The following is a 21171-nucleotide window of genomic DNA, read 5'->3' on the forward strand; positions in this document are numbered from 1 at the left end:
GCCTGGCCCGCGCCGCCACCTGGATCAAAAGGCTGGCTGTTGACCCGTGAAATCGAAAAAATACTGCCGGCCCAGGCAAATAAAAAAACTGGCCGCAGGCGTACTGATCAGATATTGCCCAACACAAAAGGCGGCGCATTATACCCAGCGTTACGGTCTTCGGGGTGATGGCCAGCCTCAGGCCGACAGCGGGTTTGCTGGCGATAGAGGAAAAATCTGCTAACAATGCACACGGTGCGTATAACGGCAGCTACGCCATAATGCGCACCGAGATTAGAGGAGCATCCAATGAGCAGCACTGCACAAACTGCTGAAGGCGAAAAAATTCTTATTGTTGACGACGATCCGGGGCTGAGCAGCCTGCTGGAGCGTTTTTTCGTCAGCAAGGGCTACCGTGCCCGCGCGGTACCGAACACCGAGCAAATGGACCGTCTGTTGGGTCGCGAAGTGTTCAACCTGGTGGTCCTCGACCTGATGCTGCCCGGCGAAGACGGCCTAACCGCCTGCCGCCGACTGCGCAGTGCCAACAACCAGATTCCGATCATCATGCTCACCGCCAAGGGCGATGAGCTGAGCCGCATCAAGGGCCTGGAGCTGGGTGCCGACGATTACCTGGCCAAGCCGTTCAACCCTGACGAACTGATGGCCCGGGTCAAGGCCGTGCTGCGTCGTCAGTCGGCTCCGGTGCCGGGCGCGCCGGGCAGCGAAGACGAAAGCGTGACCTTCGGTGACTACGAACTGTCCCTGGCCACTCGCGAACTCAAGCGTGGCGATGAAGTGCACATGCTCACCACCGGTGAGTTCGCGGTACTCAAGGCCCTGGTGATGAACGCCCGCCAGCCGCTGACCCGCGACAAGCTGATGAACCTGGCCCGTGGCCGCGAGTGGGATGCCCTGGAGCGTTCCATCGACGTGCAGATCTCCCGCCTGCGGCGGATGATCGAGCCCGATCCTTCCAAACCGCGCTATATCCAGACCGTCTGGGGCGTGGGTTATGTCTTCGTGCCGGATGGCACCGCGACCAAGTGATAGGTGATTTGTAGGAGCGAACGCCCGGGCCGGTAACGACCCGGGCGTTCGCATTCTGCCACTCCGCGAGCGCGAGCCGCTCCTGCAAAGTGTGTATTGGCTGTTATGAAAACCCCGCTGTGGTTCCCCCAGAGTTTCTTCTCCCGCACCCTGTGGCTGGTGCTGATCGTGGTGCTGTTTTCCAAGGCATTGACCCTGGTTTATCTGTTGATGAACGAGGACGTGCTGGTGGACCGGCAGTACAGCCACGGCGTGGCCCTGACCCTGCGCGCCTACTGGGCCGCCGACGAATCCAACCGCGATCAGATCGCCGAGGCCGCAGGGCTGATCAAGGTGGTGGGCAGCGGCGTGCCGGCCGGCGAGCAGCATTGGCCCTACAGTGAGATTTATCAGCGCCAGATGCAGGCCGAGTTGGGTGCCGACACCGAAGTGCGCCTGCGCATGCATGCACCTCCGGCGCTTTGGGTCAGGGCCCCGAGCCTGGGGGATGGCTGGCTCAAGGTGCCGCTGTATCCGCATCCGCTGCGGGGGCAGAAGATCTGGAGCGTGCTGGGCTGGTTCCTGGCCATCGGCCTGTTATCCACCGCCTCGGCGTGGATCTTCGTCAGCCAGCTCAACCAACCGCTCAAGCGCCTCGTCTACGCCGCTCGGCAACTGGGTCAGGGGCGCAGCGTGCGCCTGCCGATCAGCGATACGCCGAGCGAGATGACCGAGGTGTACCGCGCCTTCAACCAGATGGCCGAGGATGTGGAGCAGGCGGGGCGTGAACGGGAGCTGATGTTGGCGGGGGTGTCCCACGACCTGCGCACGCCGCTGACCCGCTTGCGCCTGTCGCTGGAGTTGATGGGTGCGCACACCGACCTGACCGACGACATGGTGCGGGATATCGAGGACATGGACGCCATTCTCGATCAGTTCCTGGCCTTCATCCGCGACGGCCGCGACGAGTCGGTGGAAGAGGTGGACTTGAGCGATCTGGTGCGTGAGGTGGCCGCGCCCTACAACCAGAACCAGGAGCGGGTGCACCTGCGCCTGGAGCCGATCCAGCCATTCCCGCTGCGTCGGGTATCGATGAAGCGTCTGCTCAACAACCTGATTGGCAACGCCTTGAATCACGCGGGAACGGATGTCGAAGTGGCGGCCTATGTGTCCGGTGACACCAATGCGCCGTATGTGGTGCTGAGTGTGATGGACCGCGGCGCGGGGATCGATCCGTCCGAACTGGAGGCGATCTTCAACCCCTTCACCCGTGGCGACCGTGCCCGGGGTGGCAAGGGCACCGGCCTGGGCCTGGCCATCGTCAAGCGGATTGCCGCCATGCACGGCGGCAACGTCGAACTGCGCAACCGTCCCGATGGCGGCCTCGAAGCGCGAGTGCGCTTGCCTTTGGGCTTGTTGCTGCCACGCGATGCGGATTGAACACCTGTAGCCGCTGCCGCAGGCTGCGATAAGGGCCGAAGGCCCTTGCGCGGCCCGCAAGCGCGACTGCTGCGCAGCCGGTCACAGCCTGCGGCAGTGGCTACAGGGGCCGCCGATCGAGCGTACCCCTTAGCCTTTACCCTTGGTCCGGGTCATGTTCGGCCCGCCATTTTTCTCGATGTGTTCGATGATGATCCCTGCCACATTCTTGCCGGTGGTGGTCTCGATGCCTTCCAGGCCTGGCGAGGAATTGACTTCCATCACCAGCGGCCCGTGATTGGAGCGCAGGATATCCACCCCCGCCACGCTCAGGCCCATGACCTTGGCCGCCCGTAGTGCGGTCATGCGTTCTTCCGGGGTGATCTTGATCAGGCTGGCGCTGCCGCCGCGATGCAGGTTGGAGCGGAACTCCCCCGGCTTGGCCTGGCGCTTCATCGCCGCGATCACCTTGTCCCCCACCACGAAGCAGCGAATGTCGGCGCCGCCGGCTTCCTTGATGTATTCCTGAACCATGATGTTCTGCTTCAGGCCCATGAAGGCCTCGATCACCGATTCCGCTGCGGTGGCGGTTTCACAGAGCACCACGCCGATGCCCTGGGTGCCTTCCAGTACCTTGATCACCAGGGGCGCGCCGTTGACCATTTCGATCAGGTCGGGAATGTCGTCCGGCGAGTGGGCAAAGCCGGTCACCGGCAGGCCGATGCCACGCCGCGACAGCAACTGCAGCGAGCGCAGCTTGTCCCGGGAGCGGGCGATGGCCACCGACTCGTTGAGCGGGAAGACTCCCATCATTTCGAACTGGCGCAGCACCGCGCAGCCATAGAAGGTCACCGAGGCACCGATCCGCGGGATCACTGCATCGAAGCCTTCCAGGGGCTTGCCGCGGTAGTGGATCTGCGGTTTGTGACTGGCGATGTTCATGTAGGCGCGCAGGGTGTCGACCACTACCATTTCATGGCCACGCTCGGTGCCGGCTTCGACCAGACGACGAGTGGAATACAGACGCGGGTTACGCGACAGCACAGCGATCTTCATGCAACACCTGTGGCAGAGGTAGTGGATACCGGGAACACCGGTTTGTCTTGTACGTATTTGATGCCCGGATTGACCACCAACTGGCCGTCGATCAGCGCCTTGGAACCCAGCAGCAGGCGATAGCGCATGGCCTTGCGGCAGGCGAGGGTGAATTCCACCCGCCACACGCGATCGCCCAGGGCCAGGGTGGTGCTGATCACATAGCGCACCTGAGCCTGGCCGTTGGAGCTTTTAATGGTTTTCATCGCCACCAGCGGCGCTTCGCAACGCCGGTGACGCAATTGCACCACACTGCCCAAGTGGGCATTGAAACGCACCCACTGTTCACCGTCGCGCTCGAAGGGCTCGATCTCGGTGGCATGCAGGCTGGAGGTACTGGCTCCGGTATCGATCTTGGCGCGCAGGCCGGCCACTCCCAGATCAGGAAGCGCCACCCACTCGCGCAGACCGACAACGGTCAAATGGTCAAAAGTCTTCAAATAGGGGAAATCCGCAATTAGCTTTTCCAGGCCGCGACCGGAACCTCGGCCAGGGCTTTGAATGCAGGTTTGGCGAACCAGTAACCCTGCATCAGATAAATTCCACAGTCGCTGAGAAAGTCCCGTTCACCAGCGCTTTCAATGCCTTCGGCAATGACTGTAACGCCCAACTCCGCACAGATTGTGACAATCCCGCGAACGATCGCCTGGCGTACGCGATCCTGGTCGACATCGCGAATCAGCGCCATGTCGAGCTTGATCAGGTCGGGTTGGAAATTCGCCAGCAAGTTCAGCCCCGAGTACCCCGCGCCGAAGTCATCGATGGCGGTCTTGAAGCCGAATTCGCGGTATTCACGCAGAATATGGGTCAAATGGCGACTGTTATCTACGTGCTGGCTTTCCAGGGTTTCGAAAATCAGCCGGTCCAGGGGAAAGTGCTGGGCGCGGGCGGCTTCCAGGGTCGTGCGGATGCACAGTTCCGGGCGGTACACGGCGTTGGGCATGAAGTTGATCGACAGGTGGCTTTGCATCCCCATCTGCGCGGCCGTGGTGATGGCCAGGGTCCGGCAGCGCTGGTCGAAGCGATAGCGGTTGCTGTCGTCGACCTGGTCCAGCACGGTGTGGGCGCCTTCGCCATTGACCCCGCGCACCAGGGCTTCATGGGCAAAGATCGAGCGGTCGCGCAGATCGACTATGGGTTGATAGGCGAAGGAAAAATCGAAGCCCAGTGGCGGGCTTTTTTGGCAGCCTTCGCAGCGGTTGTCCGGCGAGGTCAGGGAAGTGGGGAAATCAGTCACGGGGACTCCTCGCGTGTCAGGACGCAACCTGGGTTATTTTAGGTGAGTGGCAGGATTTATGAGAGCCCGTAGGCGGGCCGTACAGTTGCGACATTTTTCAGCAAGAGGAATTCCAGTGGCGCACAAGCAGGAAGAAGAGGACAAGGTTCGTCTGGATAAATGGCTGTGGGCGGCGCGCTTCTACAAGACCCGCGCCCTGGCCAAGGCGGCTATTGAAAGCGGCAAGGTGCATCACCGTGGCGAGCGCTGCAAGCCGGGCAAGGAGCCGCGGGTAGGCGACGAGTATCAGATTCGCGCCGGCTTCGACGAGCGCACCGTGGTGGTCCAGGCGCTTTCCATCGTCCGTCGTGGCGCGCCCGAAGCGCAGACGCTCTACACGGAAACCGAAGCCAGCATCGCCAAGCGTGAAACCGCAGCGGCCCAGCGCAAGGCTGGCGCCCTGGGGGTCAGCACCGACGGCAAACCGAGCAAGAAGCAGCGCCGTGATCTGTTCAAGTTCCACGGCAGCAGCCACGAGTGAAAGCGTAGGAGCCGGCTTGCCGGCGAAGGCGTCCTCAAGGGTCCATTCGCCGGCAAGCCGGCTCCTACAGGTCTGATCAGCGCAGCAGGCTGCTGGAGCGGACCACACTCATGCGCGAGAGCACCGGCATCCGGGTCATCAGCTTGAATAGCGGGTGTGTCAGGCGCAGCAGGAAGTTCGACATCCGCGCCGCATACGGCGTGTAGTAGCCCCAGCCCAGGGCCAGCACTGCCAGCAGCACGCCGCCGATGTAGTCGTCCTGGCCCCAGTGTGCGCCCGCCACCAGGCGCGGCATCATGAACAGCAGGGTCAGGCCCCAGACGATCAGGAACTGGCCGACGCTGCGGCTGAACATGCCCATGAACAGGCCCCAGATCAGTAGCACCGAAGCGTGGTCGCCGGGGAAGCTCTGGCTGGATCGGTCCTTGAGTTCCCAGGTCTTTTCCCTGCCGGGGAAGTAGTCGCTCATGTGCACGGCGCCTTCGAGCACCATGGACGGGCTGTTGTGTTGCCAGTTCATCAGCGCCACTAGCTTGGAAAACAGTGCGCGAATCACCACCATAAGAATCAGGATCGACAGGAAGCCGAAAAACGCCCGGCGCACGTCCACCGCCTTGAACACCCAATCACCGCGAATCAGCAGGCCGAGCATGATCAGGCCCACCACGATATCGAAGGGGCGCAGGCTGGCCACGGCCCAGATGTGCAGCCAGGTGGGGTTTGTTGCAAGGGGAGTGTTGAGGTGACGGAACAGCCACTCGTCGAACATCAGGCAGTACATCTGCCCGGTTGGCCACAACCAGAATCCCAGCAGGGCCAAAGGGAGTAAATTGCACAGAACCAGCTTGCCGAGGTTCCACCTTGCTTGGAACAAACCCGGATTGTTCATAAAATATCTCCAATCACCGCAAAAACTGCACCTTCATGGTGCAAAACCGCAATTTTCGGTGCTTGTAACCTTTTTGTCATCATTCAGATACCCAGACCTATGACTGATTTGCCGGATACCGACTTCACTCAACGCTTCATCTTTGATGAGAGCGACGCCCGCGGCGAGCTGGTGGCGCTGGAGCGCAGTTACGCTGAAGTCCTCGCCAAACATTCCTATCCCGAGCCGGTGGCACAACTGCTCGGCGAGCTGATGGCGGCGGCATCGTTGCTGGTTGGCACCTTGAAGTTCGATGGCTTGCTGATTCTCCAGGCCCGCTCCGAAGGCCCGGTGCCGTTGCTGATGATCGAGTGCTCCAGCAACCGCGAGATCCGCGGCCTGGCCCGCTACGACGCGTCGCAGATCGCTCCTGACGCGACCCTTGCCGACATGATGCCCAACGGCGTCCTCGCCCTGACCGTGGACCCGACCCAGGGCCAGCGTTACCAGGGCATCGTCGACCTGGACGGCGCCACCCTGGCCGAATGCTTCACCAACTACTTCGTCATGTCGCAGCAGACCGGCACCCGTTTCTGGCTCTACGCCGACGGCCGCAATGCCCGCGGCCTGCTCCTGCAACAACTGCCTGCCGACCGCCTGCGCGATCCGGAAGAACGCGAAGCCAATTGGCAGCACCTCACCGCCCTGGCCAGCACTTTGACCGCCGATGAACTGCTGAGTCTGGACAACGAAACCGTGCTGCACCGCCTGTACCACGAAGAAGCCGTGCGCCTGTTCGACGTGCAACCGCTGCGCTTCCGCTGCAGCTGCTCCCGCGAGCGTTCGGGCAACGCGCTGGTCAGCCTGGGGCTCGAAGATGCTCAGGAACTGGTGGTGGAACATGGCGGCAGCATCGAGATCGATTGCCAGTTCTGCAACGAGCGTTATCTGTTCGATGCCGCCGATATCACGCAATTGTTTGCCGGTGCGGGCGTCGACACGCCGTCAGATACTCGTCACTAAAACGGTTCAGCGCAGGTAAATCACCTGGCAAACGCCGGAATTACGCCGTACTGACGGGAGGACCCTACTATTTTTGGGCTTTTCTGGCATAATCCGGCGCACTTTTTTCGCGGTAGTAGTGCGCGAGTTTCTACTACAAAACGTTTGGAGCACTCGGCCACTGGCCGACGGGGAACCTCATGACGCAAGCCAATAACGCCGTGTACACCGATCTGAGTGTGGATGATCTGGTCAAAGAAGCCCTGAACCGCGGTGAGGGCGAACTGGCCGATACCGGCGCTCTGGTGGTTCGCACCGGTCATCGTACCGGCCGTTCGCCAGTGGACCGTTTCATCGTTGAAGAGCCCACCACCCAGGACGCTATCGCCTGGGGCCCGATCAACCGCAAGTTCCCGGCGGCCAAGTTCGACGCCCTGTGGGACCGCGTTGAAGCCTACCTGGGCGAGCGCGAGCGTTTTGTTTCCCACGTGCATGTAGGTTCCGATCCGGCGCACTACCTGCCAGTGAAAATGACCACCGAGACTGCCTGGCACAACCTGTTCGGCCGTTGCCTGTTCATCAACCCCGAGCAGTACAACGCCGGTGGCAAGGACGAGTGGCAGATCCTCAACGCGCCAAACTTCGTTTGCGAGCCTGAGCGCGACGGCACCAACTCCGACGGCACCGTGATCCTCAACTTCGCGGCCAAGAAAGTGCTGATCGCCGGCATGCGCTACGCCGGTGAAATGAAGAAAGCCCTGTTCTCCGTGCAGAACTTCCTGCTGCCAGCTGCCGACGTACTGCCGATGCACTGCGCCGCCAACATGGGCGAAGACGGCGACGTGACCCTGTTCTTCGGTCTGTCGGGCACCGGCAAGACCACCCTGTCGGCCGACGAAAGCCGTTACCTGATCGGTGACGACGAACACGGCTGGGGCGTGGGCGTGGTGTTCAACATCGAAGGCGGTTGCTATGCCAAGTGCATCGACCTGTCGGAAAAGAACGAGCCGGTGATCTGGAAAGCCATCCAGCACGGCGCCGTACTGGAAAACGTGGTGATCGACCCGGTCACCAAGAAAGCCGACTACGCCGACGACAGCCTGACTCAGAACAGCCGCGCTGCTTACCCGCGCGAGCTGATCGAAAAACGCGCACCGAAGAACCTCGGTGGCGAGCCTAACGCCGTGATCTTCCTGACCTGCGACCTGACCGGCGTACTGCCACCGGTGTCGATCCTCAGCGAAGAACAAGCCGCCTACCACTTCCTGTCTGGCTACACCGCGCTGGTGGGCTCGACTGAAATGGGTTCGGGCTCGGGCATCAAGTCGACCTTCTCCACCTGCTTCGGCGCCCCGTTCTTCCCGCGTCCGGCGGGCGAATACGCCGAGCTGCTGATCAAGCGCATCCGCGGCTTCGGCTCCAAGGTCTACCTGGTCAACACCGGCTGGACCGGCGGTGGCTACGGCGTGGGCAAACGCTTCAACATCCCCACCACCCGTGGCGTGATTGCAGCGATCCAGAGCGGCGCGCTGATCGGTGCCGAGACCGAACACCTGGACATCATCAACCTGGACGTGCCAAAAGCCGTACCGGGCGTCGAAACCGGCCTGCTCAACCCACGCAACACCTGGGCTGACAAAGCGGCCTACGACGAAGCCGCCAAGGCTCTGGCCGGCCTGTTCATCGAGAACTTCAAGAAGTTCGACGTGAGCGACGCGATCAAGGCTGCCGGTCCTAAGCTGTAAGCTTCGACCTGCCATGAAAAAGCCGCCCTTCGGGGCGGCTTTTTTGTACCTGCTATTTGAGATCGGAGCGGCTCAGGGCATGCGCAAGTGGGCGTGTTCCAACAGATCACAGCCGTCCTGCACCAACAGATAAAGCGCGTTGACGACGTGGGTGGTGTCTTTGCTGTCCGCCTGATCAAAGCTCAGGCAGGTGAGGGTTTCCAGTAAGTCGGAGGCCGCCCGTAGGCGCTGTCTTGCGCAGCTATGCAGGTCCAGGGCATCGGCCTGAGTATCGATTACTAGGGCCGCAGTGTTGGTGAAATTGCTCTTGAGCGGTTGATAGCGGGTTCGATCAAGGTTCATTGCGTTCATGGTATGGGTCGCTTTAGGTCGTAAACAGATGCACCCGTGAGGAGTGGTGCGTTTTGCTGTTCTCGGGTGACCAAACCCGCTCGCTGAAATTTTCAGCGATGTCCGAACTATAGGCTCGATCGCTCAGGGGGCTCCATCAGCCCAATTCGACGCACTCTGTAGGGCAGGTCTTTTATGGGCTGCGAATAGCCGTTCGCTTCACGTCTTCAGGTGCAACACCAACGCCCCGAGCAACACCAGCACCACGCCGGTCACTTGCACCGCCGTCAGCCGTTCCTTGAAGAACACATAGCCCAGCACCGCAGCGATGCCGCCGGACAGGGTGCTGATCACCGTCACCACCGACACCGAGCCGCTCATGGCGCCCCAGGAAAAGGCGAAGAAGGCGCCCAGGTTCATCAGGCTGGTGGAGGCCAGCAGGCCGCAGTTCTTCAGCGGCGGGATCTTCAGCCCGTCCACGACTTTGAGCACCATCAGCAGCATCACGCCGCTGCCCACCGCGTAGCCCAGCCAGAGCATGCTGATCGGCCCCAGTTGCGGCAGGGTGTAGCGGCCCTGTAGCCAGAAGCTGGTGCCGTACAGAACGGCCGAGAGCAGGGCGAAGAAGATCGAGCGGCCGGCGGCGGTGCTGTGGGGCAGTTTGCTGTCCGAGTGCAGGCTGGAGAGGATGACGCCGATCACGCACAACAGGATGCACATGAGTTGCAGCAGGCTGATCTGTTCGCCGCTGGCCCAGGACAGCAGGGTGGTGACCACGCCGTAGGAGGTCACCAGTGGGGCGACGATGGAGGCTTTGCCCAGGGCGAACGCCTTGCCCAGGGCCAGGGCGCCGGAGACGGTAAAGGCTGCGGCGACCACGCCCATCAGCCAGACTTGCGCGGGCGCGGCCAGGGCCTTGTAGAGGATGGCGGGAAAGATCACCAGCAGCAGGCTCATCAGGATGAACCCCAGGCTCTGGCTGAAGAACACTGCCCGTTTCACGCCCACGGCGCGGACGTTGAGCCCCACGAGAAAATCGGTGCCGCCCCAGAGCAGGGCGGCGAGCAAGCCCATCAATACGTCCACTGACTGTCCTTGTCGATTGACGGCTTGGCGGAGTCCAACGGCCGTGCTGTTTACTGCTGTGCGAGTCGAAACGCCGGGGCCATGCGTTCTTGTTCACGCCGGGACAGCCCCAGGGCCTGGGCCAGGGTGGGCCATTGGCGAACCACGCTCTGGCAGTGTTCGATGATGCCTTCTGCCTCTGCACGACCGAGGCGGAAATATGCCGCTACTTCCCTTGCCAGATCAAGGTCCAGCGCATTGTCGGCTTCGCTGATGTTGAGTTTCAGCCCGTTGGCGTGGGCGCAGGGGTTCATGTCGTAGGCCGGGGACAGGCGCCAGCCGCGTCCGGGTTCGAGCATGAAGCCATGGTTGCGCAGGTGGTCGTCGCTGTTGGACACCAGCAGGTTGAAGACCATGCGCGACCACAGTTCACGCAGGTCGGTACGGGTTTGCGCGCCGTGGGCGATCAGTACTTCGGCCAGTTCCAGGTAGCTGGCGCCGGTGGAGGCGTCGTCGCCGTCGCTGCGATCGGTGAGGGTCATGGCCGAGGCAAAGTGCAGCCGGCCGCCCGCTTCGGTGCGGTCGAAGCGCTTGACCATGAAACAGTGCTGGTCGCTGGCGAAGCGTTGCGCCATGGCCTCGGGAACCCGCAAGCCGCAGTGGCTGGCCAGGGCGTTGAGCAGCATCTCCCAGGCGCCGACGTCATGTTCGTCGCGGACGCTGGGAAACTTGGCGATCCACAGGTGGCCCTTGTCGTCGGCGACGCTGGCTTTGGGGCGGGCACCGCCCAGTGATCCCCCCGGTGCTATCAGCATGCGTAACCATTGGCCGCCGTCGGCGGCGCTGTTGTGCGGATCATTTTCCAGGGCGCGGCTGGCCTGTTCCAGGGCCCGCAGTTCGACGAAGGGTGGCGCCGCGAGGCCGTTGCGATCATCCAGGAACGGGCCTTGGTCATCGAGGCGGTAGCGTAGGGCGCCGACGCGATACAGATCGTGCACGCCCAGCAGCAGGTCGGCGTCCTGCAGGCGGGTGCCGGCAGGCGCCAGGCCTTCGCGGATGTCCCGTTCCAGCCGGCGTTGCATCAGCAGATGGCCCCAGCGATCGGGGCTTGAGTCGGCAAACACGCCAAAGCGGTTTTGCTGCTGGCCGCTGAATTGCCGGCCGGCGAATCGCCCGATGCGCGGGTCCAGGGCAATGCGGGTCAGCTCGGGATCGAGCAGCGCGGCAGGGTCATATTCGAACTCGAAGACGCTGGCAGCGCGGACGGTCCCGACATGCAGCCAGCCCAGTCGCCTTGGCCCGCCCAAAGACTCCCAATCGGCATAGACGGCGATCAGGGTCATGGCTCATCCATCCTTGGCGCGGGCTTTTTCGCGGGCTGCAGCAGGCTGCTCAGCGACTGGGTATTGATCGGGAAGTCCGCCGAGGGCGGCGCAGGGAGGATCGGTTCGGCCGCGGCTTCATGCAGGGTCAGGCCGGCAGCAGGCGCCTTGGCCGAACGCAGGCTGGGGGGCCGGCGCGCTTTGCCTGGCGCGTTGTTGTCTCCCGGCAAGAGCCGGGCATCTTGCAACTGGCGGCCCAGTTCATCGCGGGCTGCCAGTTGCTCCAGATCTCTTTCCAGCCCCAGCACCTGCATCACCGACAGGTAGGCCCCCATGGTCACGCCGGACCCGCCCGATTCCAGGGAGCGCAGTGTGGTCAGTGACATGCCCGCGCGTTCGGCCACTTGCTTGGCGGTCAGCTTGCGCCGCAGCCGAGCCAGTTTCAGGCGTTCGCCAAAGGCATCCAGCAGCTTGCTTGTGGCGGGCAGGAGTGGGGCGGTCTTCTTAGCCATGTGCCATTATTCCGGGGTTTTCTAACTAAAACTGCCAGAATATTAGCACTTAATTGCGGGTGCGCCAGTTCGTTCCCGGGCGGGTCAGGGCGCTGCCGCGGATGTTGTTCGAGGTTGGATTTGACCCTGCCGGGGTTAGAGCGCTTCCAGTACCTGGGTATCCCAGCGCTGTTGCCTGATCGCCTGGTACAGCATGCCGATGGTCAGCGGCACCTTGTCGCCCCGGCCCTTGGCCCGGCGTTTCTGAAATGGGTCGAGGCCTTCTGGCTGGAAGTAGCGATAGCTGTCGAAGTCGACAAAATCGATCACGAACTGCTCTTCCAGGGCCTGCAGCAAATGCCGGGCATCGGCGCCGTCGCAGCCCAGGTCGAGGTTGATGGCGGTGCTCAGGCGCAGGGTCTTGCGCTCTGGCAGGCCGATTTCTTCATGCAGCAACTGCAGCAGTTGGCGCATGGTGGCGTCGTCGGGAAAGCCGGGGGCCAGGTGCATGATCGGAGTTCACTTGCGGCGTTTGAGAAGGTGGAGTGTACGGTGATTCTCCGGCTGAGTTGCAAGTCACCAAGTGGTTGCGCCAGCGGGCCATTTCGAGAGATTGGCACTGTTTTTTTGCCCGGTATTTCCCTGGTTGGACCGAGCATTGGCGGGCAAAACTGTGTATGGTTCGCCGCTGGCTGGTGGGCCGGGGCAGAGGCCCGGTCACCCTTATTTACAGGGATTTTGTTATGGCTTTTTTTCGCCTCGCGGCGCTGTTGTGGCTAGGGATGCTGGCGAGCTCGGTACAGGCTCAGGCGCTGTCGATCCAGGTGCTGGATGCGCTGGCCAAGGGCGCGCCGCTGGCCGATGCCCAGGTGCAGGTGCAACAGGGCGCGACTCAGGTTGCAGGCAGCACCGATGCCCAGGGCCGGGTCACCCTGACGGCCCAGGTGGCCGATTCGCCGGCCAGTGAGCTGCTGATCCGTAAAGCCGGCTACGCCGACCTGCGGGTCAAGTGCCCGTGCCAGGGGTTGAATTACGCCCTGAGTCCGCTGCTGGACAACCCGGAAAGCCTGCGAATAGTGCTGAGCTGGAGCGCGCCGGGGGAGGACCTCGATGCCCATCTGAGTTATCCCCACAAGCTGTTGTACTTCGCCACCGGCAAGGGGCCCGGAGCTCGCCTGGAATCGGACAGCAGCGACAGCAGCCGCCCGGAAACCATCACCATCGACGAGCGTGTGCCGGGCGACGCCTACGTCTTTGCCGTGCACGACTTCACCAACAGCACCAGCTACGAAGCGTTGCGCCTGGGCCGCAGCCAGGCGCGGGTCTTTGTCTATAAAGGCCCTGCGCTGATCCGCAGCTACCGCGTGCCGCAGAACCGCAAGGGCAATCTGTGGGTGGTGTTTCGCCTGACCGCCGATGGCCGCCTGCAGGATATCGATCGGCTGCTGCTAGGCAGCGAGGAGCCGGAATCGGTCATGAGCGCGCTCGACCCGCTGCTGGAAAATGCCAAGTCCATCGATGAAGTGGTGGGCGCGGACTTCGGGCCGGTGGATGCCAAGAGCCTCAACCTTAAGGGCGAGGAGTCCTACCGCAAGGGTGATTTCGGCGGGGCGCGGATCCTCTACAGCGAAGCCATCGAGCTCGACCCGGGCTTTGCCCAGGCCTACAGCAACCTGGCCCTGGCCAATCGCAAGAACAGCCGCCCCGACGACGCCATAGCCGCGGACCGCAAGGCCATCGCCCTGGCCAGTGGCCCGGCCGCATCGACCATTCGCGCCAGTGCCTACTACGACATGGCGCGCATCTATGAAGACGCCGGGCAGTTGGCCATGGCGCTTGAGCACTACCACAAAGCCCGGGAACAAAAGGCCAACCCGGTGTATGACAAGGCCATTGAGCGGCTGCAAAACCGCTGATCACACAGGCAGAAGTTATCTCCACAACGCGCCGACAGTGGCGCGTTGTGCATTTATGGAGGTTGGTATGCGAATTGGTGTTCTCCCCTGGCTGCTGGCGCTGTGTCTGTCCAGCGGCGTGGCCCGGGCGGCCGGGCCGCAGGTGTTCGCCACCATCGACCGCAGTGGCTGGCCGAATGCCCTGACCAGCACGGCGGAATTCGACACTGCCTCACGGGGCGAGATTCTGATGTTCGGCAAAGCGCTGCTGGCCAGCGAAGCCTTGGACGAACAAGCCTTGAAGCAGCGGCTAGGAGTCAGGCAACTGGATCTGAAGTCAGTGAATCAGGTGCGCCAGCGCTTCTGGGAGTTGCTGTTGAACAACTACCGCTTGGCCAGCCGGGACTGTGAAGGTACGCCGTTCTGCCTCCCTGTACGCAATCTCGGTGAGCTGCGGCAACTGGTGGCCAGTTTTACCGGGGAGAGTAAATCCACTTATGGGGCGTGGGCCGAGGCCAGCACCCGGTTTCATCAGCTGTACCTGAACGAGCAACTGCGCCTGGCGGCGCTGTTCCCCATCGTCAGCAGCGAGATCCAGCGCATGGGGCCGACGGAACGCCTGGGGGACGAGCTGGCGGACCGGGAGTTTCTGCTGACCTTCGATGACGGGCCGAGCCTGCGGGGTGGGCATACCGATCAACTGATCGATGTGCTGCGATCCAAGGATCTGCATAGCCTGTTCTTTGTTCTGGGGGACTCGTTTCAGGCGCGCCTGAGTCAATCTTCGGCAGGGCAGATGCGCCAGTTGTACGATGGCCAGTGTGTGGGCGTACACGGTTGGGAACACAAATCCCACGCCTCGTGGAGCGAGTGGCAGCATTCGGTGATCCACAGCGCAAACCTGGCCAACCGCACTCTGGCGGATGAATACCAGCCGCTGTTTCGTCCGCCCTATGGGCAGCGACGCGCTGACAGTGCCGACTTCTTCAAGGCCCAGGGGCTGCAACTGATGCTGTGGAACATCGACTCCCAGGACTGGAGCAAAAAGGTCAGCGCCGCAGCCGCAGCCCAGCGGGTGCAGACCCTGATGCTGCTCTGGCGGCGCGGCATCATCCTGTTCCATGACACCCACGCCAAGGCCGCCCAGGCGGTGCCGGCACTGCTTGAGGCCAATCGGCACAATGGTGTGCGATGGCTGGACTGCCGAACCTTGCGCTAGGCCCAGGCTCCCTATCGTCGGTAAGCCGACTCCTGGGTAGGAGCCGGCTTACCGGTGAAAGTGCTCCCGCCCGGTATCATCCGGTATCTGTTTTCCCGCGACCTTTTCTCGAACCGCCGACCTGTGCCACTAGTCTTCAAGGACAGGTCAGCGGTCAAAGGAGTGACCCTTATGCACAGCACCCTCGAACAGGTCTTCGGTTATCCACAGTTTCGTCCGGGTCAGGAGGCCGCTGTCAGTGCGGTGCTGGCTGGGCGCTCGGCGGCGGCGATCTTTCCCACCGGCTCCGGCAAGTCCCTGTGCTACCAATTGCCGGCCTTGCTGCTGCCGCACCTGACTCTGGTGGTCTCGCCGCTGCTGGCGTTGATGCAGGATCAGTTGGCCTTTCTCCAGCGTCATGGCATTGCCGCCGCCAGCATTGATTCGGCCCAGAGCCGCGATGCAGCCAATGACGTCATGGCCCGGGCCCGCTCCGGTGAACTGAAGATCCTGATGATCTCGGTGGAGCGTTTGAAGAACGAGCGCTTCCGCAATTTCTTGCAGCAGGTGCCCATCTCCCTGCTGGTGGTGGACGAGGCTCACTGCATCTCCGAATGGGGCCACAACTTCCGTCCCGACTACCTGAAACTGCCGGACTACCAGCGCCAGTTCAACATTCCCCAGGCCCTGCTGCTGACGGCCACGGCGACGCCCAAGGTGATCGCCGACATGCAGGCCAAGTTCGCCATTGATGCTGCCGACGTGGTGACCACCGGCTTCTACCGGCCCAACCTCAACCTGCTGGTGGAGCCGGTGCGCGGCGCGGACAAGCGCCGGCGCCTGGTGCAGTGGATGGGTGAACGGGCCGGGCAGCCAAGCATTGTCTACGTGACCCTGCAAAAGACCGCCGAACAGATCGCCGAGCACTTGAGCCGCCAGGGTATCGCCGCCGAGGCCTACCACGCCGGTCTGCCCCACGAGCAGCGCGAGTCGATCCAGCGCCGGTTCATGGAAGGGCGCAGTAACTGCATCGTCGCCACCATCGCCTTCGGCATGGGCATCGACAAGAGCGACATCCGCAACGTGGTGCACTTCGATCTGCCCAAGTCCATCGAGAACTACAGCCAGGAGATCGGCCGCGCCGGGCGCGACGGCCAGCCTTCGGACTGCCTGGTGCTGGCCAACCGCGACAGCCTCAACGTGCTGGAGAATTTCGTTTACGGCGACACCCCGGAGCTGAGCGGCATCCGTTGCGTGCTGGATGAGTTGCAGGCGTCGGCGCCGGAAGGGCAGTGGGAGTTCCTGCTCGGGCCCCTGGCGGACCAGAGCAACATCCGCCAGTTGCCGCTCAAGACCCTGTTGGTGCAGTTGGAACTGCGGGGCCTGATCGCCCCACGCTATGCCTACTTCGCCGAGTACCGCTTCAAGTTGCTGCTGGAACCCGAGGCCTTGCTGGCGCGTTTCGAAGGCGAGCGCCGGGACTTTGTCCAGGCCATCATCAACACCTCCAGCCGGGCCAGGACCTGGGCCACGGTGAATTTCGACGCGCTCTACGAGCAGTACCAGGCGCCGCGCAACCGGGTGGTCAAGGCCCTGGATTATTTCCAGGAGAAGGGTTGGGTGGAGCTGGAAAGCAAGCAGATGACCGAGGTCTACAGCCTGCTGCAAACCGACTTCGATGCCGCTGCCTTGAGCACGGATCTGCATGCTTATTTCACCCGGCACGAGGGCAGCGAAATAGCGCGGATTCACGCCATGCTCGACCTGTTCGCCACCGAGCAGTGCCTTGGGCAACGCCTGGCGCAGTATTTTGGTGACGATCAGGCGCCTCAGCGTTGTGGGCATTGCTCGGTCTGTCACGGCCAGGTGGCACGACTGCCGGAGCCACCCGCGTTGCCCGCACTTGTGGATAAAAACTTCAACGGGTTGTGCGGCGATTTTATCCACAGGCATCAGCAGCACACCGGCGATGTGCCGGGCGCAGAGCGGCTGACGCGCTTTCTCTGCGGCATCAGCGTGCCTTTGTTCACCAAGCTCAAGGCCCGCAGCATTCCCGGGTTCGCGGCACTGGAGGACTATCCATACGCTGCCGTGCGTGAGTGGTGCGAGGCTCATCTGGTCGCCTGACAAGTCACCGGCGCAATGGACGCAAAAGGGTTTGCCCAGGCTTGGCTGTCTGCGGTGAAATGCCGGGCGATCAACCGATCGCCCGGCCTTCAATCCAAGGGAGAGAGCCCCGATGTCCGAGCCTATGCCGCAACGTGGCGACTATCGCCACTTCCAGCCGATCATCACCCGCTGGCACGACAACGACGTCTACGGCCATGTGAATAACGTCACCTACTACAGCTTCTTCGACACGGCGGTGAACACCTACCTGATCGAACAGGGCGGCCTGGATATCCATGATGGCGAGGTGGTGGGATTCGTGGTCAGCTCGGCCTGCGACTACTTTGCGTCCATCGCCTTTCCCGAACGTATCGAGATCGGCCTGCGGGTCGGCAAGCTGGGCAACAGTTCGGTGCAGTACGAGCTGGCGGTGTTCAAGGCGGGAGAGGCGGATGCCTGTGCGGCTGGCCGTTTCGTCCATGTATTCGTCGATCGGCGGTCGAACCAGCCGGTGCCGATTCCGCCCGCATTGCGAGCGGCTCTGGAGCGCCTGCTGCTGGCGTGAACTTCGATACTCGATCTCAACCCCGGCACTGGCACTTGTAGCCGCTGCCGAAGGCTGCGATCGGCTCCGCAGGAGACGCCAAACCTGAATCCACGGGGCAACTGACCCGCCGCAGCGCCTGGCTTGGCGAGGCCTGCGGCCACGTGCGCAGCCTGCGGCAGCGGCTACAGGGCGGGGGGTCAGTCGCGATAGTGACGGTGCTTGCGATGCCCGTAGGCATGGCCACGGCCACGGTGGCCGTCGCGGTAGTAGCGGCGGTCATCGCGACCACGGTAGTCGCGATCTTCCCGGGCGCTTTCGTTGCCCATGTAATTGCCCAGTGCACCGCCGGCGCCACCGCCTGCCGCGGCGCCGATCAGGCTGCCGGTATTGCCGCCCATGCTGCGGCCTACCACGTTGCCGCCGGCTGCGCCCAGGGCGCCACCAATGGCTGCCTGGCCACGGCTGCGTTTGTCCGCACCCACCGCGCTACCGCCGGCACCGCCCAGGGCCGCACCAATGGCCGAACCGGTGTTGCCGCCGATCTGCTGACCGACCACCGAGCCTAGAACCCCACCCAATGCGCCGCCCACACCGGCTTCAACGGTGCCACCGGCAGAGGCAACGCCGCTGACCAGGCCAAGGGACAACAAGAGAATCGAGGAGAACTTCATACAGGAGCCTCAAAGGGATGACGGCGCGATCCTGAGGCCGGGCCACGCCGCTTACAAACGAAATCCGACGAATAGCACGAGTTGTACACAATCTCGTAACTTACTGTTTTTATTGTGGAACTTAAGTGAATTTCGCCGGTCTTTAGCTACTTCGGAATGGCCGCTTTGTTAACAAAGCGGCCTTTTTTGTGCCTGCGGTTCGAGGCTGCGCAGCGGCTTTCGCCGGCAAGCCGGCTCCTACGATTCACGCGCTAACTGTAGGAGCTGGCTTGCCAGCGCAGAGGCCCTCAACTCATGAATCAGGCCGAGCGAGCCATGATCAGGCCGTTGTCGCTGGCCGCCTCAAGGCGGATGGCGATGAACTTGGACGTCGGGGTGTGGCTGCCGTCGCCGGTGCTTTCCAGGGGCACCAGCGGGTTCACTTCCGGGTAGTAGGCTGCAGCCTGGCCGGCCGGGATGTCGAAGGCCAGCAAGGTGAAGCCCTTGACCCGACGCTCGCGGCCGTCATCCCACAGGGAAACGATGTCGGCTTTCTGCCCCGGCTTGAAGCCCAGGCGGATGATGTCCGCTTCGTTGGCGAACAGCACGTCGCGCTGGCCCTTGACCCCGCGGTAGCGGTCATCGAGGCCGTAGATGGTGGTGTTGTACTGATCGTGGGAACGCATGGACTGCAGGATCAGGTCCGGCAGTTGGCCGGTGGCCCGGGTGCGTTCGTGGATCAGGTCCTTGGGCAGCAGGTTGGCGCGGAAATTGGCCCGGCCCGAAGGGGTGTTCCACTGGCGCGAACCGGCGCTGTTGCCCAGGTAGAAACCGCCCGGGTGCTTGAGTCGTTCATTGAAGTCCTTGAAGCCGGGAATGGTATCGGCGATCAGGTCGCGGATACGCCCGTAATCCGCCGCCAGCCAGTTCCAGTCCACCGGCTGGCTGCCCAGGGTCGCGGCAGCCATGCCCGCAACGATCCACGGCTCGGAGCGCATCTGCGACGACAGTGGCTGCAATTGGCCGTTGGAGGCGTGGACCATGCTGAAGGAGTCTTCCACGGTCACCGCTTGCGGGCCGCCGGCCTGCAGGTCGATGTCGGTGCGACCCAGGCACGGCAGGATCAGCGCGTCCTTGCCGTGGGCCAGGTGGCTGCGGTTGAGCTTGGTGCTGATCTGCACGGTGAGGTCGCAATTGCTCAGGGCCTGGAAGGTCCGCGGGCTGTCCGGGGTGGCCTGGGCAAAGTTGCCGCCCAGGCCGATGAACACCTTGGAGCGGCCTTCGAGCATGGCGTGGATCGCCTCGACCACGTTGTGGCCGTTGTCGCGCGGCACTTTGAACTGGAAGCGCCGCTCCAGTGCATCGAGGAAGGCCACCGGCGGGCGCTCGTTGATGCCCATGGTGCGGTCGCCCTGCACGTTGCTGTGGCCACGCACCGGGCATAGCCCGGCGCCGGGCTTGCCGACGTTGCCCCGCAGCAGCATCAGGTTGGCGATTTCCTGGATGGTCGGCACCGAGTGGCGGTGCTGGGTGATGCCCATGGCCCAGCACATGATCACGTTCTTGCCCTTGGCGTACATGCGCGCTGCCTGCTCGATTTCCACCAGGGTCAGGCCGGACTGCTCGACGATCTGCTCCCAAGGGGTGTCGTCGAGGGTGCCCAGGTAATCGAGGACGTTGGCGGTGTGGGCATTGAGGAAGTCGTGGTCGAACACCGATTCTGCGCCGGCTTTCTGCGCATCGCGTTCCCATTGCAGGAGGAACTTGGCCATGCCGCGCAGCAGCGCCATGTCGCCGCCCAGGGCCGGGCGGAAGTAGGCGGTGTTGGTCGGGCGATTGCCGTTGGTGAGCATTTCGAGCGGGTTCTGCGGATGCTGGAAGCGTTCCAAGCCACGCTCTTTCAGCGGGTTGATGCACACCACTTGGGCGCCGCGTTTCACCGCTTCGCGCAGCGGTTCGAGCATCCGCGGGTGGTTGGTGCCGGGGTTCTGGCCCCAGACGAAAATCGCGTCCGCGTGTTCGAAATCGTCGAAGGTCACGGTGCCTTTGCCGACCCCGACGCTTTGCGCCAGGGCTACGCCGCTGGCCTCGTGGCACATGTTCGAACAGTCGGGGAAGTTGTTGGTGCCGTAGGCGCGTACGAACAGTTGATACAGGTACGCCGCTTCGTTGCTGGCCCGGCCCGAGGTGTAGAACTCGGCCATGTCCGGGCTGGGCAAGTTGCGCAGGTGCTTGGCGATCAGGCTGAAGGCGTTTTCCCAGCTGATGGGTTGGTAGCGGTCGGTCTCGGCGTTGTAGCGCATCGGCTCGGTCAGCCGGCCCTGGTACTCCAGCCAGTAATCACTTTGTTCCAGCAGGGAGGTGACGCTGTGCTTGGCGAAGAAGGCCGCGTCTACCCGGCGCTTGGTGGCTTCCCAGTTCACCGCCTTGGCGCCGTTCTCGCAGAATTTGACCATGCCGCTTTCCGGCGAATCGCCCCAGGCGCAGCCCGGGCAGTCGAAGCCGCCGTTCTGGTTGGTCTTGAGCATCATGCGGATGTTCTTCAGGGCGTTGTCGCTGGTCAGCCAGGCCTGGGCCACGCTGATCAGGGCACCCCAGCCACCGGCCGGGCCCTTGTAAGGCTTGTAGCGGGTAACGGGTGTCTGATCGGCTTGGTTGTGTGTACTCACA

The 21171-nt window shown here is 62.9% G+C and carries 20 protein-coding genes; 9 read left to right on the forward strand and 11 right to left on the reverse strand.

Going from position 1 to position 21171, the window contains the following annotated elements; translation table 11 throughout:
• Window positions 1-288 precede the first annotated feature (288 nt).
• Both ompR and KHO49_RS02430 read left to right on the forward strand, forming a co-directional pair.
• Window positions 289-1029, forward strand: a complete 741-nt coding sequence (gene ompR / locus KHO49_RS02425) for an osmolarity response regulator transcription factor OmpR (protein WP_016966992.1) — start codon at window positions 289-291, stop codon at window positions 1027-1029.
• A 105-nt stretch (window positions 1030-1134) separates the two neighbouring features.
• Window positions 1135-2448 (forward strand): ATP-binding protein, encoded by a 1314-nt coding sequence (locus tag KHO49_RS02430; RefSeq protein WP_016966991.1) that lies wholly within the window; start codon window positions 1135-1137, stop codon window positions 2446-2448.
• Between the two features lie 129 nt (window positions 2449-2577).
• Here the strand turns inward: KHO49_RS02430 and rimK are convergent, their stop codons facing one another.
• The 3 genes from rimK to rimA are packed head-to-tail and all read right to left on the reverse strand — an operon-like array spanning window position 2578 to window position 4759.
• Window positions 2578-3483: a 30S ribosomal protein S6--L-glutamate ligase gene (gene rimK / locus KHO49_RS02435; protein ID WP_007931744.1), complete on the reverse strand. Its 906-nt coding sequence runs from the start codon at window positions 3481-3483 to the stop codon at window positions 2578-2580.
• The gene (rimB, locus tag KHO49_RS02440; RefSeq protein ID WP_007931742.1) at window positions 3480-3962 is read right to left on the reverse strand and encodes a retropepsin-like aspartic endopeptidase RimB; all 483 of its coding nucleotides are present in this window, start codon (window positions 3960-3962) and stop codon (window positions 3480-3482) included. The genes rimK and rimB overlap by 4 nt, the downstream gene beginning before the upstream one ends.
• A 17-nt stretch (window positions 3963-3979) precedes the next feature.
• The gene (rimA, locus tag KHO49_RS02445; protein WP_102882181.1) at window positions 3980-4759 is read right to left on the reverse strand and encodes a S6 modification regulatory phosphodiesterase RimA; all 780 of its coding nucleotides are present in this window, start codon (window positions 4757-4759) and stop codon (window positions 3980-3982) included.
• 115 nt (window positions 4760-4874) lie between these two features.
• Between rimA and KHO49_RS02450 the strand changes: the two genes are divergently transcribed.
• The gene (locus tag KHO49_RS02450; RefSeq protein WP_016966989.1) at window positions 4875-5279 is read left to right on the forward strand and encodes an RNA-binding S4 domain-containing protein; all 405 of its coding nucleotides are present in this window, start codon (window positions 4875-4877) and stop codon (window positions 5277-5279) included.
• A gap of 76 nt (window positions 5280-5355) precedes the next feature.
• Here the strand turns inward: KHO49_RS02450 and KHO49_RS02455 are convergent, their stop codons facing one another.
• Window positions 5356-6168: a phosphatase PAP2 family protein gene (locus tag KHO49_RS02455; protein WP_213664555.1), complete on the reverse strand. Its 813-nt coding sequence runs from the start codon at window positions 6166-6168 to the stop codon at window positions 5356-5358.
• Window positions 6169-6267: 99 nt separating this feature from the next.
• Here KHO49_RS02455 and hslO point away from each other — a divergent pair, with 99 nt between their 5' ends.
• Complete coding sequence (gene hslO, locus KHO49_RS02460) at window positions 6268-7170, forward strand: Hsp33 family molecular chaperone HslO (RefSeq protein ID WP_102882179.1); 903 nt, start codon at window positions 6268-6270, stop codon at window positions 7168-7170.
• Window positions 7171-7349: 179 nt separating this feature from the next.
• Window positions 7350-8894 carry a phosphoenolpyruvate carboxykinase gene (locus KHO49_RS02465; protein WP_102882178.1) on the forward strand — a complete coding sequence of 515 codons (1545 nt, stop codon included), beginning with the start codon at window positions 7350-7352 and terminating at the stop codon, window positions 8892-8894.
• A gap of 72 nt (window positions 8895-8966) precedes the next feature.
• Here the strand turns inward: KHO49_RS02465 and KHO49_RS02470 are convergent, their stop codons facing one another.
• The 5 genes from KHO49_RS02470 to KHO49_RS02490 form a co-directional block, all read right to left on the reverse strand.
• A complete protein-coding gene (locus KHO49_RS02470) occupies window positions 8967-9245 on the reverse strand; it encodes a hypothetical protein (RefSeq protein ID WP_213664556.1) in 279 nt (92 codons plus the stop codon).
• 198 nt (window positions 9246-9443) lie between these two features.
• Window positions 9444-10298, reverse strand: coding sequence for an EamA family transporter (locus tag KHO49_RS02475; RefSeq protein ID WP_181433902.1), 855 nt, complete (start codon window positions 10296-10298; stop codon window positions 9444-9446).
• 62 nt (window positions 10299-10360) lie between these two features.
• Window positions 10361-11632 (reverse strand): type II toxin-antitoxin system HipA family toxin, encoded by a 1272-nt coding sequence (locus KHO49_RS02480; RefSeq protein ID WP_213664557.1) that lies wholly within the window; start codon window positions 11630-11632, stop codon window positions 10361-10363.
• A complete protein-coding gene (locus KHO49_RS02485; protein WP_110595325.1) occupies window positions 11629-12123 on the reverse strand; it encodes a helix-turn-helix domain-containing protein in 495 nt (164 codons plus the stop codon). The genes KHO49_RS02480 and KHO49_RS02485 overlap by 4 nt, the downstream gene beginning before the upstream one ends.
• 135 nt (window positions 12124-12258) lie before the next feature.
• Window positions 12259-12612 carry a DUF1493 family protein gene (locus tag KHO49_RS02490; protein WP_213664558.1) on the reverse strand — a complete coding sequence of 118 codons (354 nt, stop codon included), beginning with the start codon at window positions 12610-12612 and terminating at the stop codon, window positions 12259-12261.
• A 233-nt stretch (window positions 12613-12845) separates the two neighbouring features.
• On the opposite strand from KHO49_RS02490, the gene KHO49_RS02495 reads away from it, so the two are divergent.
• From KHO49_RS02495 to KHO49_RS02510, 4 genes are all read left to right on the forward strand, one after another.
• Window positions 12846-14018 carry a tetratricopeptide repeat protein gene (locus KHO49_RS02495; RefSeq protein WP_213664559.1) on the forward strand — a complete coding sequence of 391 codons (1173 nt, stop codon included), beginning with the start codon at window positions 12846-12848 and terminating at the stop codon, window positions 14016-14018.
• A 67-nt stretch (window positions 14019-14085) separates the two neighbouring features.
• A complete protein-coding gene (locus KHO49_RS02500) occupies window positions 14086-15216 on the forward strand; it encodes a polysaccharide deacetylase family protein (protein WP_213664560.1) in 1131 nt (376 codons plus the stop codon).
• 171 nt (window positions 15217-15387) lie between these two features.
• Window positions 15388-17322: a RecQ family ATP-dependent DNA helicase gene (locus tag KHO49_RS02505; protein WP_123391778.1), complete on the forward strand. Its 1935-nt coding sequence runs from the start codon at window positions 15388-15390 to the stop codon at window positions 17320-17322.
• Between the two features lie 112 nt (window positions 17323-17434).
• Window positions 17435-17869: an acyl-CoA thioesterase gene (locus KHO49_RS02510; RefSeq protein WP_102862668.1), complete on the forward strand. Its 435-nt coding sequence runs from the start codon at window positions 17435-17437 to the stop codon at window positions 17867-17869.
• A gap of 179 nt (window positions 17870-18048) precedes the next feature.
• On the opposite strand, the gene KHO49_RS02515 is transcribed toward KHO49_RS02510, so the two are convergent.
• Entirely contained in the window at window positions 18049-18522 is a 474-nt protein-coding gene (locus KHO49_RS02515) for a glycine zipper domain-containing protein (RefSeq protein ID WP_102862669.1), read from the reverse strand.
• A 299-nt stretch (window positions 18523-18821) separates the two neighbouring features.
• Window positions 18822-21170: an FdhF/YdeP family oxidoreductase gene (locus KHO49_RS02520; RefSeq protein WP_213664561.1), complete on the reverse strand. Its 2349-nt coding sequence runs from the start codon at window positions 21168-21170 to the stop codon at window positions 18822-18824.
• Between the last annotated feature and the right edge of the window lies 1 nt (window position 21171).

Origin of the sequence: Pseudomonas sp. RC4D1, from assembly GCF_018390395.1 — a bacterium.
Lineage (GTDB): Bacteria > Pseudomonadota > Gammaproteobacteria > Pseudomonadales > Pseudomonadaceae > Aquipseudomonas > Aquipseudomonas danubii.